The sequence below is a fragment of the Flavobacterium sp. HNIBRBA15423 genome (genome assembly GCF_052655965.1).
Genome location: NZ_CP199751.1, coordinates 627,141 through 646,982, shown reverse-complemented (window position 1 = coordinate 646,982; position 19,842 = coordinate 627,141). Strand labels below are relative to the sequence as shown.

Genomic DNA, 19,842 nt, shown 5'->3' with positions numbered 1-19,842 from the left:
ACTTAATTCTTTTTATTTTAATAATTTAACATTACATTAAAAAACTACTTGAATACATTCTTGGTACCTTTATAATAAAACTTACAAAATTTCATTAACTCATTAAAATCACCTTTTCTAATAAAGAAAACCAAATAGAAGACAAACAAAGCTAATACTGCTTTATAATTTGCATATGTTTTAGTATTAAAGCCTAAATTTCTGTAGTAATATTTTGAGAATCTTTTAGGCTTAATTACTATTTTATATTTATCTATAAAAGGTAAAACATTTTCCTTTTTACCTTTCATTAAGGGGTGCCTATGAATCGCAGTAGTTATGGTGGCAATTTCGAAATTGTTTTTTTTTACTCGATTTACATATTCAGTTTCGTCTCCCCAAATGAACATTTCTTTTTTTATAAAACCAATTTTTTCAATAATTTTTCTAGAAATAAAAGTGCCATTAAATGCTGCTACAATACCTTTAAGTAATAATTCTTTATTAACTTCTGCTACTGCACTTTTTTTATTTAAGTTAAATGCTAATAAATCAGAATTATCTATATCTGTTACTAATGCATTAGAAAAAAAAACATTAGATGCAATACTATGCTCCAAAAGCAGTTTTAATTGATCTTGATGAGGTACTCCATCATCATCCATCATCCATAACCAGTCTACATTTGCATCATAAGCTTGTTTCATACCTTCATAAAAACCTCCAGCACCACCATCGTTTTCGGATTTTCTTACATAAATGACATCTATTTTACTCTCATGTGATGCTGTAGATTGAATTTGATTCCGTAATATTTGGTTTACATTTGATTCTTTTTCAGGATATTCAGTAATAAAACCATTACTGAATAATTGATTATAAGTTTCTTCTGAAGAATTATTATCAATTATAAAAAGTTTAGAGGGAGAAAGAGTTTGATTTTTTATTGCCATTAAACAATCTATCAATTGAATTTCTCTGTTATATGTCACTACTATTGCTGCAATATTTAACATTTTTATTCTTTTAAAATTCTTTTTTAACCGCTTCTAAGGCTATTTCTATTACTTGATGCATATCATAGTATTTATATTCGGCTAGTCGACCACCAAATATAACTTTATCTAAAAGTGATGCTTTTTCTTGATACTTAGCTACTAATTCTTGATTTTTATCATCATTAATAGGATAATAAGGTTCATTATCTTTTGAAAATTCATGAGGAAACTCTTTTGTGATATATGTTTTTTCTTGAGTACCAAATTCAAAATGTTTGTGCTCAATGATACGTGTATATTCTATTTCCTTTTCCGTATAATTAACCACGGCATTTCCTTGGTAATTTGATTTATCTAACAAATGATTTTCAAAATGAAGACTTCTATAATCTAGTTCTCCAAATTCAAAATTAAAAAACTCATCAATTTTACCTGTATAAATGGTTTTATTAGCTATTAAATCTAATTCATCCTTATTTTCAAAATAATTTGTGTGCAATCGCACGTCAATTCCTTCTAACAATTTGTCAACTAATTTAGTATATCCTCCAATTGGTATACCTTGATATATGTCATTAAAATAGTTATTATCGTAAGTAAATCTAAAGGGAAGTCTTCTTATTATAAAAGCTGGAATTTGAGTTGCTGGCCTTCCCCATTGTTTTTCAGTATATCCTTTTATTAGTTTTTCATAAATATCTTTCCCTCCTAAAACTAGAGCTTGCTCTTCAAGATTTTTAGGTTCTAAAATATGAGCATATTCCTTTTTTTGCTCTTCAATTTTTGCAATAGCTTCTTCAGGTGTGACAACACCCCAAAGTTGATAAAAAGTATTCATATTAAAAGGTAAATTATACAATTTTCCTTTATAATTTGCAATTGGAGAATTTGTAAACCTATTAAACTCAACAAATGAGTTTACATAATCCCATATTTCCTTATTACTTGTATGAAAAATATGTGCTCCATATTTATGAATATTTATTCCTTCAATATTTTCGGTAAATACATTTCCAGCAATATGATTTCTTTTATCTATTACTAAGCACTTTCTCCCTTTTTTTGTTGCCTCATGAGCAAACACGGAACCAAAAAGTCCAGCTCCAACAATTAAATAATCATACTGCTTCATAAACTATTTTATAATTTTAAGTGTTTTTTTGAAGAATAATTTTTCGTCCTTACTAAGTACAAAAAAGTAAACTAAAAAGATGTAGCATAAGGAATATACAATTGCTTTTACTACAAATAATTCCCAGTTTGACTTTAATAAAGATATAAAATACCTATTCATTATATATATTATTACAAAAGGAACAACAAACGGTAAAATTACTTTTTTAAAAAACAATGGAATGTCTATTTCCAATTTAATATGATAATAAAAATTAAGTACAATATGAAGTAGAAAAAATGCGAAAGCAATACCAATAATCATCCCTATTATTCCATATTTGTCAGATAAAAACTTACCCGAAGTAACACCAATTATCGTAAAAATCAAGAAAAGTATAGATTTAACTCTATGCAAATTTTTAGCTTGTAATATTGCATGTGTATAACCTTGAGTTAACGGGATTAAATAAACGATCATTATTAATGCTGCCACATTAAATGCTTCCAAATATTGTTCCCCTATCCACAAAGTAATAAATTCTTTTCCTAATAATAAGAAACCACACATTATATACAATAATATAACGATTGACAAACGTCCCACTTTTATTAATTGCTTTGTTAAATCTTCTTTACTGATGCCTAATCCAACAGATTCAACCGCCTTTGGCAATAGTATTCCATTTATAAGATTTCCAAAAGTTGTAAAATAAATACCTAACATTACACCTATTGCGAAAATAGCTACGCTAGTTGTATTCGAATTAGTCCCAATTACAAATTGACCCGATCTCCATTGAAACTGAAAAGTTAATGCATAAACAAAAACCCAAATTGAATAACTAAAAATTTCTTTAATAAACTTTATATTAAATTCATATAGTTTTACTTTTACTTTTAATTTAAAAAAAACATAATATATTGTAATAAGTATAAAAAATAAATTTAATAAAGTATCTAAAATAACAATTCCTATAGCTTGGCTTCCAAAATATAATATTAAGCATAAAAGAATTACACGAACTATATATTTGATAATTGTTAAAAGTCTTGGGAAAATAAATTTTTTATATCCTGAACAAATACCCACTAATGCTCCTCCTGGAATTGTAATTGCTAAATTAAATATTAAAATCAAAACCATTATTTTGGCTTTTTCAATTTCTTCTACTGTTAGAGTCGATTTAAAAAATTCATCAATAGAATTATAAAAGAAAGCTCCAAAAACAACTACCAAAAGTCCAATAAAAATGTAGAGTATAAAACTAATTGCAATAAAATTTTCTTCTCCTTTTTTATCTTCTTCAACCCTATATTTAGCAACATATCTTACAATAGTATCATTTAATCCTAAATCTAAAACGGACAAATAACCTACAAAAGCACCAATTAAAGAATATAAACCATATTCAGATGAACCTAGCATTTTTATCATTAATGGCGTAATGATAATTCCAAAAAAATTTGTTAGAAACAGATTTATGTAAGACAACATTAACCCGTATTTTTGTTCTTTCAAAATAATTTAATTTAGCATACATTCAGAAAATTCATAAACCCAACAATGTTACTTTCAACATATATCATTGGCTCTTCAATACTATATCTAACACCTGCTTGAGCTGCTAAATTACATACCACGTCAAAACTATACTGTTTAAATAATAAAGGCAATTGAACTTGGTCTTCTAAGCTTAATTTAAGAAAATGAAAACTATCATTATGCTTATCACTAACTGAAACCTTATGCTCATATATAGATGTAATTCCTAATTGTTTTAATCTAGCTAATTTCAGATTAATATCGTAATAACCATTAATATTATCTATACCAACAACTTGATAACCTAATTTAATTAATTTTTCACAAAGATGATATCCAATAAATCCTGCAGCACCTGTCACTAATATTTTCATTTCTGTCTTTTTTAAGTTTAAAAAGCTAAGAGCAAACAACAAGAATTATTTTCTTAAAGAGTTCGGCAACTACTTTATAATTTACCGTCAACCTTTTTTTTCAAAACTCCTTTAACATCATAAATAATTCCATTTTTATTCAATAATTCGCTAAAATTAATGGATAAAAATTCTTTATGAGAAACGCCTAAAACAATAGCATCAAACTTTTCGTTTGGTAAAACGTTTTTACTATTAATGTTGTATTCATGCTTTACTTCTTCTGGATTTGCCCAAGGATCATAAGTTGTAATGGTAATTCCATATTCTTCCAATGATGAAATTACATCAACTATTTTTGTATTGCGTACATCTGGGCAATTTTCTTTGAAAGTAATACCTAACATTAATACATTAGCTGTATTAACATTAATACCTTTCTTAATCATTAATTTAACAATTTGAGAAGCCACATATTCTCCCATAGAATCATTTAATCTTCTTCCTGCTAATATAATTTCTGGGTGATATCCTTTTTCTTGTGCTTTTTGAGCTAAATAATAAGGATCAACCCCTATGCAATGCCCTCCAACTAAACCTGGTTTAAATGGCAAAAAATTCCATTTTGTACCTGCAGCCTCAAGTACTGCGTGCGTGTCAATTTCTAATAAATTAAAAATTTTAGCTAATTCATTTACAAATGCAATATTGATATCTCTCTGAGAGTTCTCAATTACTTTTGCTGCTTCTGCTACTTTAATTGTAGGCGCTAAATGTGTTCCTGCCAAAATAACACTTTTATATAATTGATCCACTTTTTCTCCAATTTCAGGTGTAGAGCCAGAGGTTATTTTTAATATTTTTTCCACAGTGTGTTCTTTATCTCCAGGATTAATTCTTTCTGGTGAATATCCAGCAAAAAAATCTTCATTAAATTTTAATCCAGAAATTTTTTCTAAAACGGGCACACACTCTTCTTCTGTAACACCTGGATAAACAGTAGATTCATAAATAACTATATCACCTCTTTTTAAAACTTTACCAACAGTTTCACTAGCTTTATATAAAGGAGTTAAATCTGGTCGGTTATGTTTATCTACAGGTGTTGGAACAGTAACAATAAAATAATTGCAGTGAGTAATATCTGAAAGCTCATTAGAACAATAAAGACCTATTTCACCAGAATTATTTGGTAATAAAACTTTATTTAAAACTTCATTATCAACTTCTAGAGTACTGTCAATACCATTATTTAATTCGCTAATTCTATTTTGGTTAATATCAAAACCTACAACAGAAAATTTTGTTGCAAATAGCCTAGCTAAAGGTAAACCAACATAACCAAGTCCAATAATAGCTATTTTATTTCTCATAATTTATGATCCAATTCCTTGATATATAAATCCAATTCTTTCTAATTCTTCTCTATTTAATAAATTTCTTCCATCAAATACAAATGCTGGCTTTAACATAGAGTCATAAATTCTTTGCCAATCATAGGTTTTAAATTCTTCCCATTCGGTTAAAACTGCTATTGCATGAGAATCTTTAACAGCTTTATAAGGATCCAACTCTATTTTAACATATTTATTGTTTTCTTCATTAGATCTTGTTTCAAGATAGTTTAAATCAAAAAGTATTTGTTCCTTTTCTACTTTAGGATCAAATACTGAAATCATTGCTTGTTCACTTATTAAATCATCAGCAACATAAATTGCTGCAGATTCTCTAGTATCATTAGTATCCTTTTTAAATGCCCAACCTAAAAAAGCAATTTTTTTCCCAGAAACAGTATTATAAAGTGTACTAATGATATTTTTTGCAAAACGACGTTTCTGATGATCATTCATAATAATCACTTGTTCCCAATAATCAGCTACTTCATTTAAGCCATATGTCTTTGCAATATATACTAAATTTAAAATGTCTTTTTGAAAACATGAACCTCCAAAACCTACAGACGCTTTCAAAAACTTGGATCCAATCCTACTATCCATTCCAATAGCTCTAGCTACTTCACTCACATTGGCACCTGTTTTCTCACACAATTCACTCATTGCATTAATGGAAGAAACACGTTGCGCTAAAAAAGCATTAGCAGTTAATTTTGATAATTCAGACGACCAAACATTAGTCGTTAAAATCCTATCTGTTGAAACCCAATTAGCATAAATAGTAACTAATTGTTGAATGGCTCTTTCCCCTTCACTAGTTGAATCTCCTCCTATTAAAACTCTATCTGGTTTAAATAAATCTTCAATAGCCGTTCCTTCAGCTAAAAATTCTGGATTAGATAAAATTTGAAAATTAACACCATTTCCAGTATGGTCAAGAATATCTTTAATAGCTTGAGCAGTTCTAACTGGTAAAGTAGATTTTTCCACTACAATTTTATCAGTTTTTGCTACTCTAGCAATCTGTCTAGCGCATAACTCTATATATTTTAAATCTGCTGCCATTCCTTTACCTACTCCATATGTTTTTGTAGGTGTGTTAACCGAAATAAAAATCATTTCAGCTTCATCAATTGCTTTGTCTACTTCTGTAGAGAAAAACAAGTTTCTTCCTCTTGCTTCTTGAACTACTTCATCTAAACCTGGTTCATATATAGGAAGTCTTGTAAGGTCTGTATTATTCCATGCATCTATTCTATCTTGATTTAAATCAACTACAGTAACTTTTATATGTGGACATTTTTGAGCAATAACAGCCATTGTAGGTCCTCCTACATATCCAGCACCTATACAACAAATATTTTTAATCATAACTTATTTTAAATTATCCCAATACCATTGAACTGATTCTTTCAAACCTTCTTCTAATTGATATTTAGGACTATAGCTTAACATTTTTTTTGCTTTTTCTATACTTGCTAAAGAGTGCGGAATATCTCCAATTCGATTAGAACCGTATTTGACCTCAACTTTAGCTATCTCATTATTATATTTAGATAAATATTCTTTCAAATAATACACTAAATCGTTTAACGTTGTTCTCTGACCACATGCAGTATTATAAACTGTATTTAGAGCTTCATTATTTTTCACAGACATTGCTAATTCATTCATTTGTATAACATTATCAATGTAAGTAAAATCTCTTGAATAATTACCATCACCATTAATTACAGGACTTTCCAAATTAATCAATTGCTTGACAAATTTAGGAATTACAGCAGCATAAGCACCATTTGGGTCTTGATTTCTTCCAAAAACATTAAAATAACGTAATCCGATAGTTTCTAATCCATATGTTTTACTAAATACATCAGCATAGAGTTCATTTACATACTTTGTAATGGCATATGGCGATAATGGCTTACCTATTTCATCTTCTACCTTTGGTAAAGCTTCAGAATCTCCATAGGTCGATGAGCTAGCTGCATAAATAAAACGCTTCACTTTTTCATCTTTAGCAGCAACCAACATATTTAAAAAACCAGAGATATTTACTTCATTTGACGTTATAGGATCTGTTATTGAGCGAGGAACACTTCCTAAAGCTGCTTGATGTAAAACATAATCAACATTTTTAACAGCCTTTCTACATATTTCTAAATTTCTTATATCACCCTCAATTAATAAAAAATTCTCATTAGATAAAAATGGCTCAATATTATGCTTATGGCCAGTAGAAAAATTATCCAAACAAATTATTTCATTATCTTTCTTTAAGAGATAATCACATAAATTGGAACCTATAAAACCAGCTCCTCCTGTAATTAATATTTTTTTTTTGCTAATCAATTTATACTTTTTTATGTTTAGAAAACCAATTATTTTCTTTTTATAATTCCTTTAAAAAACTTTCTCCATCCTTTTTCCTTAACCTGTTCATCATGATATGCCTCACCATACACACCATATCCATATCCATAACCGTAATTATAGCCGTAGCCATATTTAGCCTTATTTTGAAAACCATTTAATAATATACTAATATTGTGTAATTCTCCTCTTTTATGTTTTTCATTAACTACAGATAACATTCCTTTTTTAGTATATCCTTGTCTAGTTACATACAATGTTGCATCACAATAATGAGCTAACTCTAATGCATCTGAAACCAAACCAACAGGTGGTGTATCTAATATAATGTAATCGTATTTTTGTTTCAACTCTTCCATCATTTCTCTCATACTATCACCCATCAATAACTCTGCAGGATTAGGTGGTATTGGGCCTGATGGAATAACATCTAAATAAGGTACATGTGTAGTTTGAATAACTTCGTCTAATTTTTTTTGACCAATTAAATAATTGACAACACCTACTATATTATCTATATTAAAATCTCCAAATATTCTAGGCTTTCTTAAGTCCAATCCTACAATAACTGTTTTCTTTTCACTTAAAGCAAACACAGTTGCTAAATTAATAGAGCAAAATGTTTTACCTTCTCCACTTACAGATGAAGTTAACATTAAAATTTTTGACCCTTCACTTTTTTGCTTTTTATATAGGAATTGTAGAGAAGAACGAATTGCTCTAAATGATTCTGCTAATGGTGATTTAGGTTTTTCAAAAACGGAAAGATTATTATCTGTATTTTTTTTGCCTATAACTCCAATAATAGGAATTTTAGTCATTTTTTGTATATCATCTATAACATTGATATTAGTATCAAATAAAACCAAAGCAAAAATAATAAGCAAAGGTATTAATAAACCAAAAATTACAGCTAAAATATAATTAATGCTCGTTTTTGGTCCTCTCAAACCACCACCTACATCTTTAGCAGGATCAATAAACCCAATATCCGAAATATTAGCTGCTTTAACTATTTCTGCTTCACTTCTTTTTTGAAGAAAAGTACTATATATATTATCCTTTAAATTATATTTTCGGAATATTTTAAGGTGTTCTTGTTGTTGCTCTGGTAAAACACTCACTTCAGATTCTGCCTTAGAAATGTTTCTACTAACAATATTTAAATCTATCATTAAAGCATTTTTAGAACTTGAGATATTCTCTAATAATACTTTTTTAATAGCTTCCATTTCCACATCAAATTCAGTAAACATTTTTCCGCTTTTTACAGCATAGTTTAATTCTGATCTTTGCTTAGAGAGCTCAATTAACCTTGAAACATTATTAACAATATTAGGATCTTCTATATTGGCTACTGTTGGAGCTGGCAAATTTGAAAAATCAATACTTTTATCTAAATAGGATTTTAAATTATCTAAATATCTTACTTTTCTTTCTGTTTCATCTTTTTGAATATCATAGTCAGCTATTCTTTGTGTTAACAATCCTCCTCCTCCTTCCAACTCAAACACATTTTTACCTTTTCTAAAATCTTTTAATTCATTTTCTGCTTCTTTAATTTGGCCTTCCATAACCAAAAGTGTACTATCTATAAAATTAATAGTATTAGTTGCAAAAAGGTTTTTGCTATTCAATTCATTTTTTCTTAGTAAATCAACAGTTGTATTTAAATACTCTACTAATCTCTTTTTATTAGAACCTACTAATTGCAAGCTAATTACAGATTGTGCTTTATTATCAGCAGTAACATCAATATTTTTATATTTTGCAACAATTTCATTAAAATCTTCAAATTTTATATAAAACTCATTATTCACATACTCTTTAGCATCTGAATTTAAGTGTAATTTAAAGTGTAAAAACGGAAGATTAACCTCTTCATCGATTTTAAATTTTTTCGAAAAAACAGATTCATCTAAACTTAACTCACTTCTAGAATTATCAACATAATGAATTAAAGTTCTAGATGGAAATTCTTTAAAATCTACACTCAACTCATATTCTGTTGCATTGAGGAATTTAATTTTAAAAGGAACATAAGCAAGTTGCCCTTTATTCTTATCAATTTTAATATAAAATGGCACATTGCCGTAAGCATCTTTATAAAAATATTTTCCCTTTGTTTGATATTGAATATAGTATTCTAATTTATCAACCACTAATTCATTATGCGATCTCGATCTTAATGTTGTTATTACAGTTTGTACTTTGTCCGAAACACCACCCCAATTGAATACTAAACTTGTATTTGAAGTAAAAAAAGGATTGTTTTCATCTTTCACTACAATAACCGATTCCATTCCATATACTTTTTCTTTTCTTATATTAACATTATAAGCAATTAAAAAAGCTATAATTAGAGACAAAACAAACCATTTCCAATAACTAATCACTTTTAAGAAAAATCCTTTAAAATCGAAGTTAGATTGTGATTCAAAAAAAGTAAAATCTTTTGCGTCTAGCATCTTTCTGTTACAAATTTCTAGTTAATAAAATAGTTGTTGTAATTAACGACAAAGCAGTTATAATAGTACTAATAGTTTGCACTCCTGTTGTACCTGTCCCCCAAGATTTTTGCTTAAGAGGTTTTATATAAATATAATCATTAGGCTGTAAATAAAAATAAGGAGATTCAATAGCAGTATCTTTTGTTAAGTCAATCGTATAAGTTTCATATCCTTGTGGATATTTTCGAATAACCTGAACCTGTTTACGATTTCCTGTTAACGTTATATCACCTGAATTAGCAATAGCTTCCATAATTGTTGCTTTGTCTTGATACAACACATTAGTTCCTGGATTATTAATTTCGCCATTAATAGTATAACGAAAACCTGCTAATTTAACTGTTACATAAAGTCTAGCTTCCTGATTGAAATATTCGTCTAGTAATTTTTTCTCAATCGTTTGTCTAATTTCCTCTAGAGTATAACCTAAAACATTTAAATCTCCTAAAACAGGAATTCTAATATTACCATGATCATCTACACTATATCCTGAAAAATATAAACTCTGAGGTGAAGTTTGATTTTGACCTTGATTTGCTGAAGTAGAAGCATTAAACATATCTACTAATTTTTGATCTAATGCCTTAATTGAAACAGTTAAAATATCATTCGTTTGAACTCTATAAGGCTTTGATACAACTTGATTAACTTGGTTTTCTTGATTAGACTTTTCAGTATGTTGTAAATACACTAAATCTTTATTTGGAATACAAGAAGCAAATACTACTGATATTGCAATTATGTATATAAAATTTTTAATTTTCATTTTATCACTTTAAAATAACAAATATAGTTTTTAGGAATTAATCTGTAACGATAATAAGCTAAAAATATATTAAACTTGTTTGATTGATTGTTCAAAAGGAATTCTATGCAATAAACTTCTACCCAAAGTGACTTCATCAGTATATTCCAATTCATCTCCAATTCCAATTCCTCTTGCTATGGTAGATGTTGTAATATTAAATTCTTTCAATTGTTTAAAAATATAAAAATTGGTCGTATCTCCTTCCATCGTAGAACTTAATGCAAAAATTATTTCTGAAATATTTCCTGTTTTTACTTTCTCAATTAAAGGCTTTATGTTCAGTTGTGAAGGTCCAATTCCTTCAATCGGATTAATTTTCCCACCTAGCACATGATAAACTCCTTTAAAAAAGCCAGTGGCTTCGACAGCCATAACATCTCTCACATCTTCCACTACACAAACGGTGGTTTTATCTCTTTTAGTATTGGAACAAATAAGACAAATAGTAGCATCAGAAATATTATAACATTCTTGACAATAATTAATTTCATTTCGCATTTTATCTAATGAAGAAGTCAGCAAATGCGTTTGCTCTAAAGGCTGTCTTAAAAGATGCAAAGCTAAACGAAGAGCAGTTCTCTTACCTATACCAGGTAATTGGGCAATTTCATTAACAGCGTTTTCTAATAATTTTGAAGGCAATTCCATAGTTGCAAAAATACAAAAGTAACACTTTACAATAATTTATTTATTCTATTATCTTTGTTTCTCAATTTTACATTTATGAAACCTATTACAATTATTACAATAATCCTTGCCTATTTTCTTCTTTTAATAGTTTTTTCCTTTTTTGTTAGCAGAAAAGAAGAGAAAACAAATGATTCCTTTTTTAAAGGGAACAAACAATCACCATGGTATTTAGTAGCATTTGGAATGATAGGTGCTTCTCTTTCTGGAGTAACTTTTATATCTGTCCCAGGATGGATTGAAAGTTCTCAATTTAGTTATATGCAAGTAGTTTTAGGATACATTGTAGGTTATTTTGTAATTGCCACTGTCTTATTACCATTATACTATAAATTAAATTTAACTTCAATTTACACCTATCTAGAAAGTAGATTTGGAGGTTATTCCTACAAAACGGGTGCTTCACTCTTTCTACTTTCAAGAGTGGTTGGAGCAAGTTTTAGGCTCTATTTAGTTGCCAATGTATTACAAATTATCTTATTTGACGAATTAGGCATTCAATTCTGGCAAACCGTAACTATAACTGTTTTACTAATTTGGTTATACACATTCAAATCTGGAATTAAAACCATTGTTTGGACAGATACTTTACAAACATTATTCATGTTAATTGCACTTGGAGTAACCATCTATTTTGTAAGTGATTCACTTGGATTAACAAGTAGTACAATTGTCAATTTTATTTCTGAAAGCAGTTTATCAAAAACATTCTTTTTTGAGGACGTTTTATCAAAAGATTATTTTTGGAAACAATTCATTTCAGGAGCTTTTATTGCCATAGTTATGACAGGTTTAGACCAAGATATGATGCAAAAAAACTTAACATGTAGAAGCTTAAAAGATGCACAAAAAAACATGTTTTGGTTTACAATTGTATTAACTATTGTAAATTTAGTATTCTTATGCTTAGGATTATTATTAACCGTTTATGCACAAAAAAATGGAATAGATGCTCACAAAGACGACTTATTTCCTATACTAGCAAAAAACTATTTAGGTGCTGGAATATTTGTTTTCTTCTTACTTGGACTCATTGCAGCTGCTTATAGTAGTGCTGATAGTGCTTTAACCGCGTTAACAACTTCATTTAGTATTGATATTTTAAATATTGAAAAAAAATACAATGCAGAAAAACAAGTTAAAGTTAGAAAAACAATTCACGTTTTAATCTCACTTCTATTAATTCTTGTAATTATCTCCTTTAAGTACTTAATTAATGATGCCAGTGTAATTTCTAAACTATTTACTTTTGCAGGATACACTTATGGACCACTACTAGGTTTATACGCTTTTGGACTATTTACCAAGATTAAAGTACGAGATAAACTTGTTCCTATTATTGCTATACTATCTCCTATTCTAACCTATTTAATTAGCATAGCAACAGCAATATATAGTTTTTTGAATATGGATTTTTCTAATTGTGAAATAAATAAAACAAAATGGGAATGTGCTGTAGAATATGCTACAAATCATTATTACCAATTTGGGTTTGAATTATTATTAATTAATGGATTACTAACATTTTTAGGGTTAATATTGATTCGTAGCAAGCAAAACTAAAGTACAAGCAACCTCACTTTCAATATTATTCTCTTCTAGCAAAGTATAAAATTCTGGATTTTCTGTTCCTGGATTAAAAATAACCCTTCTTGGCTCCAAAGAAATAATATAATCATAATATTCCCTTTGAATTTGAGGATTAATGTATAATGTTACTGTATCTATTCCTTTAAAGGGTATTTTTTCAGTTTCAATTGTAATATCTAAGGCCATCCCTTTTTTTGCCCCTATTGCAACTACTTGATGGCTTTTCCCTACTAAATTATGTATTGCTTTATAAGCATAACGCTCCTTGTTTGTTGTTGCACCAATTACCAACGTTTTCATGTTATAATATTTTAGATAAAATTAGTAAAATAAAATTTTAATTTTAACTTTGAGATAACTTTATTTTAAAGCACTGTTTCTAAAACTAATGTTTCTTTGCAAAAAAACTATGGAACTATTTATTTATGTATTTGCCGCATTATTCTCAGTTTTAAATCCATTAGGAGCTGTACCTGTTTTTGTAGGCCTCACTCAAGATGATAGCAAACAAGAAAGATCAAGAATTTCACTTTGGGCTGCTATTAACGTTGCCATTATTCTCATTATTTCCTATTTCATAGGTAAATATATGCTCCAATTTTTTGGCATTAGTATAAATGCACTCCGAATTGCTGGTGGTTTATTAATTGTTAATTCTGGATTTAGTCTACTTTCAGGAAATGGAAGCAAAAGAAGAGGTGTAAATAAAAGAGTTACTAACGATGCTATGCATAGAAACGATATTGCATTAACACCACTAGCTATGCCTATGCTTGCTGGACCAGGTTCCATGTCGCTACTCATTGCCATGTATCAAGAACAACCCGCAGCTTTGCAAAAAATAACAACTTGCTTAGCTATTCTTTGTGTCTCTTTAACCATTTTTTTCATCTTAAGAAGCGCACATTATTTATCTAGAATACTTGGTGCTGCAGGACTTGTAGCTATTTCCCGAATTATTGGCTTTATAGTAATTGCCATTGGAATACAATACATAAGCAGTTCGGTAGTAAGTATTTTCCAATCCATTTAACATCTGTTTCATGGTTTTTCTTAACAAAGTAAATGAGTATAAACTTATAACCATTTATAAAATTGATTTAAAAAAAACGAAGCATATTACACAAATAAATTAATTTTATTTTAAAAATTAGGAGCAGTACTTTTAGTTTTCAGCACAAAATTCCACCTGCTTTCCGCGTTACACGGTAACTTGCTACAATCAGGGCTAGAATAGAACTTTAGTCATTTCAAACCACAATTATAATCTTGCTCCGCAAAGTCTCCTGACTTTGCGCAAAGAAAGCAATTCTTGGTTTTAATATTAAAATAAATTCCTTTTAAAAACAATATATTATACCTCAAAGTCAGGAGACTTTGCCTTTACTTTGGATTAGATAAAAAATGATTAAATTTATTCAAAGGAAAGCAGAGGTGAACTTTAGACTTTGCTAGTATAAGAACTATGCTCCGCAGTAGTCCTCTGCCTTCTCCTTGAACCCAGTTGAATTGCTTCAAATAGAATGATAGACATAGCGGTCTAATAAAGGCTCTAAAGAAGTTCAACATTTTTGTTTATCCTAATCTCAAAGTTATGAAAAATTATTTATTTCACTCAGGAATTGACATTTCAAAATTAAAGTTAGATGTAAACCTATTAAATTCTCAAACATTACAGTCAGAACATTTTGTGATTAATAATAATCCAAAATCAATAAAGGAATTTGTAAAACTATTGACTAAACGAAAAATTGATGTAAAAGACATTTTGTTTTGTTGTGAAAATACAGGTGTTTACACCAATCATTTAAGTTATATTTTATTAGGTTTGAAATTAGATTTATGGATTGTTCCAGCTATTGAAATCAAACGTTCAAAAGGAATATCAAGAGGTAAAAATGACAAAACAGATGCTAAAGATATTTCATATTATAGTTTTAGAAATATTGATAAATTAAGATTAAACGAGTTGGTAGAAATTGATATACAAAAATTAAAAATGCTTTATACAGAAAGAGAAAAAGCACTTAAATCCTTATTGCTTCTGGAAACAACCAAGGAAAATAGCGAGTTTGTTATTAAAGAGGTTTATAAAGAAGTTTTACCAATCAACCAATCTTTGATAAATAGTATCAAAAAAAGTATCTGTAAAATTGAGAAGAGAATTAAAGAAATAATCAAATCCAATGAAAAATTAAACAATCAATATAAATTAATAAAATCAGTTCCTGGTATTGGTGAGCAAACAAGTCTTTATTTTATTATAGCGACAAAAGCATTTTCCTCTTTTAAAAACTGGAGACAATTTGCTTGTTATTCTGGAGTTGCCCCATTTGAATATAGTTCTGGAACAAGTATAAAAGGAAGAACTAAAGTAAATCATATGGCTGATAAAAAAATGAAGTCATTATTGCAAATGTGTGCCATGACCACATTAAAATATGATCCACAATTGAAGGAGTACTATTCAAAGAAGAAAGAAGAAGGTAAAAACTCAATGCTTGTATTAAACAATATTAGATGCAAACTTATAAGTAGAGTCTTTGCTGTTGTAAACAGAGAAACTCCATATATCAATACTTATAAATTTGCATCATAAAATTTAATCTTTTTTAGTTGTTTTTTATCATAGAATGCGGAGCTGGGCTGGGGCTGGGTACTTGTTAAGAGTTCTGGAATTATAGCAAACCCTTTTTCGTGCATTTCTTCTGTTATGTTTTGCCAATTAATTGATGTGATTTTGTCTTCCATTATTTCACATTTGATAATCCGCCATCTACAACAATTTCTGCTCCGTGAATGTAAGTAGCATCTTCAGAAGCAAGAAAAAGAACTGTCTTTGCAATTTCAGATGGTTCGCCAAAACGTTTGAAAGGTAGTGTTTGTGTAATGCCAGCTACCGCTCCTTCAATTTGGTCAGGTGTTAGTCCTGTATTATTAAAAATATTTGTTTTAATATAACCTGGACTTATTCCGTTTACTCGAATTTTCTTTGCTGTGCATTCAGAAGAAAATGTTTTTATGAATGATTTAACTGCTGATTTTGCTGCTGAATAAATTGAAAAATTCTCTATTCCAAATTCCGTTACAAAAGATGTATTTAAGATTATAGAGCTTTCGGCATTCATTATTGGTAACATTTGTTGAACTGTAAAAAATGTTCCTTTTACCAACATATTAAACAGTTCGTCAAAATGAGTTTCGTCAACCATTTCAATTGGTGCAAATTTGCCATATCCAGCATTTACAAATAAAATATCCAATTTATTTGTATGCTTTTGAACTTGCTTTTGTAAATCCAAAACGTCCGATAATTTTCCAGCATTTGAAACAAGACCGATAGCATTTGAACCTAAACGGTTAACTGCCTTATCTACTGTTTCTTGGCTACGACCTGTAATTATTACAGTTGCTCCTTCGCTAATAAATTCTTGGGCTGTCGCAAAACCCATTCCGTTTGTTCCACCTGTAATTAAAGCTACTTTGTTTTTAAATCTTTGCATTTCTATTTATTTTTAAATTTGAATGCAAAGATTCAGATAGTTGGGGAGTCGTAAAACCCGAAACTTGCTAAATAAACTCTGAATTTGTTTTTGCTTCTTCCCAACCTATGATGGCTGTTTTTCTTGTGTTGCCCCACATATAACCTCCAAATATTCCTGTAGATTGAATAACCCGATGACAAGGAATTAAGAACGCTACGGGATTATTTCCAATTGCCGTACCTACTGCTCTTGAAGCATTTGGATTTTCAATTTTATTGGCAATAGCTCCGTAAGTTGTCAATTGTCTCAATGGGATTTTAAAAGTGTTTGCCAAACTTTAAGTTGAAAATCAGTTCCTCTTAAATGTAATTTTATTTGGTTCAATTTTGTCCAGTCGTGTGTAAAAATATAGAGTGCATTTTGTTGAATTAAATCTACCATTTGTCTAAAAAGAGCATTTGGAAAATGACTTCCCATTGTTTGAAATGCAACAGTTTCATCATCGGAAAATGCCATATAACAAATTCCCTTTTCTGTCGAAGCCATTAGCTCCGCAAAGTCTCCCGACTTTGCGCAAAGAAAGCAATTCTTGGTTTTAATATTAAAATAAATTCCCTTTAAAAACAATATATTATACCTCAAAGTCAGGAGACTTTGCCTTTACTTTGGATTAGATAAAAAATGATTAAATTTATTCAAAGGAAAGCAGAGGTGAACTTTAGACTTTGCTAGTATAAGAACTATGCTCCGCAGTAGTCCTCTGCCTTCTCCTTGAACCCAGTTGAATTGCTTCAAATAGAATGATAGACATAGCGGTCTAATAAAGGCTCTAAAGAAGTTCAACATTTTTGTTTATCCTAATCTCAAAGTTATGAAAAATTATTTATTTCACTCAGGAATTGACATTTCAAAATTAAAGTTAGATGTAAACCTATTAAATTCTCAAACATTACAGTCAGAACATTTTGTGATTAATAATAATCCAAAATCAATAAAGGAATTTGTAAAACTATTGACTAAACGAAAAATTGATGTAAAAGACATTTTGTTTTGTTGTGAAAATACAGGTGTTTACACCAATCATTTAAGTTATATTTTATTAGGTTTGAAATTAGATTTATGGATTGTTCCAGCTATTGAAATCAAACGTTCAAAAGGAATATCAAGAGGTAAAAATGACAAAACAGATGCTAAAGATATTTCATATTATAGTTTTAGAAATATTGATAAATTAAGATTAAACGAGTTGGTAGAAATTGATATACAAAAATTAAAAATGCTTTATACAGAAAGAGAAAAAGCACTTAAATCCTTATTGCTTCTGGAAACAACCAAGGAAAATAGCGAGTTTGTTATTAAAGAGGTTTATAAAGAAGTTTTACCAATCAACCAATCTTTGATAAATAGTATCAAAAAAAGTATCTGTAAAATTGAGAAGAGAATTAAAGAAATAATCAAATCCAATGAAAAATTAAACAATCAATATAAATTAATAAAATCAGTTCCTGGTATTGGTGAGCAAACAAGTCTTTATTTTATTATAGCGACAAAAGCATTTTCCTCTTTTAAAAACTGGAGACAATTTGCTTGTTATTCTGGAGTTGCCCCATTTGAATATAGTTCTGGAACAAGTATAAAAGGAAGAACTAAAGTAAATCATATGGCTGATAAAAAAATGAAGTCATTATTGCAAATGTGTGCCATGACCACATTAAAATATGATCCACAATTGAAGGAGTACTATTCAAAGAAGAAAGAAGAAGGTAAAAACTCAATGCTTGTATTAAACAATATTAGATGCAAACTTATAAGTAGAGTCTTTGCTGTTGTAAACAGAGAAACTCCATATATCAATACTTATAAATTTGCATCATAAAATTTAATCTTTTTTAGTTGTTTTTTATCATAGAATGCGGAGCTGGGTTAGCAGCAGTATCATTTAAATTTTTCTTTTACCTTAAACAAATACGCAAACTGATTTCCTTCACTTTTTAATTCTGTTTCCATCAGTGAAATTTTATTCTCTTTAAACTTAAAAAATAAATCTGAAACATTACGAAGATTGAATTTAGCTATATTTTCTATTAATTCAGCGCTGGTTTGTATAGTTGTTTGAAAAACACTATCGCTAGTTTTTAACTTATGTAATTTTATAGCTTGTTCATATTTATTCTTTAAGTAACGATATTCTTCTTCGATTTCACCAATATTTTTTTGAGTCTTTGAAACGTTGCTAATCCAATTTCTTAATCCCCATATTGAATTATAAGTTTCAGGATCACTTTTAAAATTAAATATTTCTTCCCATGATAAATTTTCTACACTCAAAATTGGAAAATCATTGAAGATTAAATGAAAAGTATCTTGTTTTTTATCTGTAATTCCATCAATATTATAAATAGAGTCTTCACAAGGTATTGCCAAAAATTTAGATTCATCATATTGAGTTGAGAGTATCCTTACTTTTAAATCATGACACAAGTCACATAACATAAAAAAGTCATATAGGCTTTTATTTGTAATTTCATTTAATTTTGATTCAATAACTGGTTTTATTTGAGAATAAATATCTGAATTAAATTTTGTTTTTTTAATGCTTTCGTAATCAAAAATTAATTTTCCTTCATTAATCAAAAATTGAATGTTTGAATTTCTAAAATCTATTTCGTCGGTTTTATTTTTATCATAATAATTGTCAATATCACCAAAATTCTTTTTGACTTGACTATTCATTTCCAATAAACCGTTATAAATAATAAAGTCGTTCAAAGGTACTAAGCCTTTTTGCTCTAAAAGTTCTTCAGTACTTGTAAAAGACTTTTTTTCAAAAACTTCTTTCCACTCAGATAGTCCAACGATGAATATTTTATCAAAGATTAAAAAATCTCTTTTGAGATCATTTATTTCCAAATGATTAAAACTTCTGATTCCTATAAGTTCATTCATGTTGATTTTTGTTGTAGATATTGCTGCTAACGTTTCGCGGCTTTAAGAAGTTGGGGATTT

Annotated in this window: 18 protein-coding genes and 1 pseudogene; 4 read left to right on the top strand and 15 right to left on the bottom strand. The window is 28.6% G+C overall.

Annotation, left to right across the window (positions count from 1 at the left end; all coding sequences use genetic code 11):
- Positions 1-44 precede the first annotated feature (44 nt).
- The 10 genes from ACULEV_RS02865 to recR form a co-directional block, all read right to left on the bottom strand.
- Positions 45-995: a glycosyltransferase gene (locus ACULEV_RS02865; RefSeq protein WP_445457168.1), complete on the bottom strand. Its 951-nt coding sequence runs from the start codon at positions 993-995 to the stop codon at positions 45-47.
- 10 nt (positions 996-1,005) lie between these two features.
- Positions 1,006-2,109, bottom strand: coding sequence for a UDP-galactopyranose mutase (gene glf / locus ACULEV_RS02860; protein WP_445457167.1), 1,104 nt, complete (start codon positions 2,107-2,109; stop codon positions 1,006-1,008).
- A 3-nt stretch (positions 2,110-2,112) separates the two neighbouring features.
- A complete protein-coding gene (locus ACULEV_RS02855) occupies positions 2,113-3,612 on the bottom strand; it encodes an oligosaccharide flippase family protein (RefSeq protein WP_445457166.1) in 1,500 nt (499 codons plus the stop codon).
- An 11-nt stretch (positions 3,613-3,623) separates the two neighbouring features.
- Positions 3,624-4,010 carry a GDP-mannose 4,6-dehydratase gene (locus ACULEV_RS02850; RefSeq protein ID WP_445457165.1) on the bottom strand — a complete coding sequence of 129 codons (387 nt, stop codon included), beginning with the start codon at positions 4,008-4,010 and terminating at the stop codon, positions 3,624-3,626.
- A 74-nt stretch (positions 4,011-4,084) separates the two neighbouring features.
- Positions 4,085-5,362, bottom strand: coding sequence for a nucleotide sugar dehydrogenase (locus ACULEV_RS02845; RefSeq protein WP_445457164.1), 1,278 nt, complete (start codon positions 5,360-5,362; stop codon positions 4,085-4,087).
- A 3-nt stretch (positions 5,363-5,365) separates the two neighbouring features.
- Positions 5,366-6,754, bottom strand: coding sequence for a UDP-glucose 6-dehydrogenase (locus ACULEV_RS02840; protein ID WP_445457163.1), 1,389 nt, complete (start codon positions 6,752-6,754; stop codon positions 5,366-5,368).
- Positions 6,755-6,757: 3 nt separating this feature from the next.
- Entirely contained in the window at positions 6,758-7,735 is a 978-nt protein-coding gene (locus tag ACULEV_RS02835; protein ID WP_445457162.1) for an SDR family oxidoreductase, read from the bottom strand.
- Positions 7,736-7,764: 29 nt separating this feature from the next.
- Complete coding sequence (locus ACULEV_RS02830; RefSeq protein ID WP_445457161.1) at positions 7,765-10,224, bottom strand: polysaccharide biosynthesis tyrosine autokinase; 2,460 nt, start codon at positions 10,222-10,224, stop codon at positions 7,765-7,767.
- Between the two features lie 7 nt (positions 10,225-10,231).
- The gene (locus tag ACULEV_RS02825; protein ID WP_445457160.1) at positions 10,232-11,032 is read right to left on the bottom strand and encodes a polysaccharide biosynthesis/export family protein; all 801 of its coding nucleotides are present in this window, start codon (positions 11,030-11,032) and stop codon (positions 10,232-10,234) included.
- Positions 11,033-11,101: 69 nt separating this feature from the next.
- Positions 11,102-11,722, bottom strand: coding sequence for a recombination mediator RecR (gene recR, locus ACULEV_RS02820; RefSeq protein ID WP_445457159.1), 621 nt, complete (start codon positions 11,720-11,722; stop codon positions 11,102-11,104).
- A gap of 75 nt (positions 11,723-11,797) precedes the next feature.
- Here recR and ACULEV_RS02815 point away from each other — a divergent pair, with 75 nt between their 5' ends.
- Positions 11,798-13,324, top strand: coding sequence for a sodium:solute symporter (locus tag ACULEV_RS02815; protein WP_445457158.1), 1,527 nt, complete (start codon positions 11,798-11,800; stop codon positions 13,322-13,324).
- Here ACULEV_RS02815 and ACULEV_RS02810 read toward each other — a convergent pair.
- On the bottom strand, positions 13,295-13,651 hold the full coding sequence (locus tag ACULEV_RS02810) for a CoA-binding protein (protein ID WP_445457157.1): 357 nt from the start codon (positions 13,649-13,651) through the stop codon (positions 13,295-13,297). The genes ACULEV_RS02815 and ACULEV_RS02810 overlap by 30 nt on opposite strands.
- Positions 13,652-13,760: 109 nt before the next feature.
- Between ACULEV_RS02810 and ACULEV_RS02805 the strand changes: the two genes are divergently transcribed.
- Positions 13,761-14,384, top strand: coding sequence for a MarC family protein (locus ACULEV_RS02805; RefSeq protein WP_445457156.1), 624 nt, complete (start codon positions 13,761-13,763; stop codon positions 14,382-14,384).
- A 561-nt stretch (positions 14,385-14,945) separates the two neighbouring features.
- Complete coding sequence (locus tag ACULEV_RS02800; protein WP_445454988.1) at positions 14,946-15,950, top strand: IS110 family transposase; 1,005 nt, start codon at positions 14,946-14,948, stop codon at positions 15,948-15,950.
- Here ACULEV_RS02800 and ACULEV_RS02795 read toward each other — a convergent pair.
- The 3 genes and pseudogenes from ACULEV_RS02795 to ACULEV_RS02785 all read right to left on the bottom strand — a co-directional run.
- Entirely contained in the window at positions 15,932-16,102 is a 171-nt protein-coding gene (locus tag ACULEV_RS02795; protein ID WP_445457155.1) for a hypothetical protein, read from the bottom strand. The two genes, ACULEV_RS02800 and ACULEV_RS02795, sit on opposite strands and share 19 nt — an antisense overlap.
- Complete coding sequence (locus tag ACULEV_RS02790; protein ID WP_445457154.1) at positions 16,102-16,854, bottom strand: SDR family oxidoreductase; 753 nt, start codon at positions 16,852-16,854, stop codon at positions 16,102-16,104. Before ACULEV_RS02790 ends, ACULEV_RS02795 begins: the two co-directional genes overlap by 1 nt.
- Positions 16,855-16,921: 67 nt before the next feature.
- Positions 16,922-17,385: pseudogene (locus ACULEV_RS02785) on the bottom strand (methylated-DNA--[protein]-cysteine S-methyltransferase); the annotation flags it as partial.
- Between the two features lie 322 nt (positions 17,386-17,707).
- Here ACULEV_RS02785 and ACULEV_RS02780 point away from each other — a divergent pair.
- Positions 17,708-18,712 carry an IS110 family transposase gene (locus ACULEV_RS02780; protein WP_445454988.1) on the top strand — a complete coding sequence of 335 codons (1,005 nt, stop codon included), beginning with the start codon at positions 17,708-17,710 and terminating at the stop codon, positions 18,710-18,712.
- 59 nt (positions 18,713-18,771) lie between these two features.
- On the opposite strand, the gene ACULEV_RS02775 is transcribed toward ACULEV_RS02780, so the two are convergent.
- Entirely contained in the window at positions 18,772-19,782 is a 1,011-nt protein-coding gene (locus tag ACULEV_RS02775) for a hypothetical protein (protein WP_445457153.1), read from the bottom strand.
- Positions 19,783-19,842: the final 60 nt, after the last annotated feature.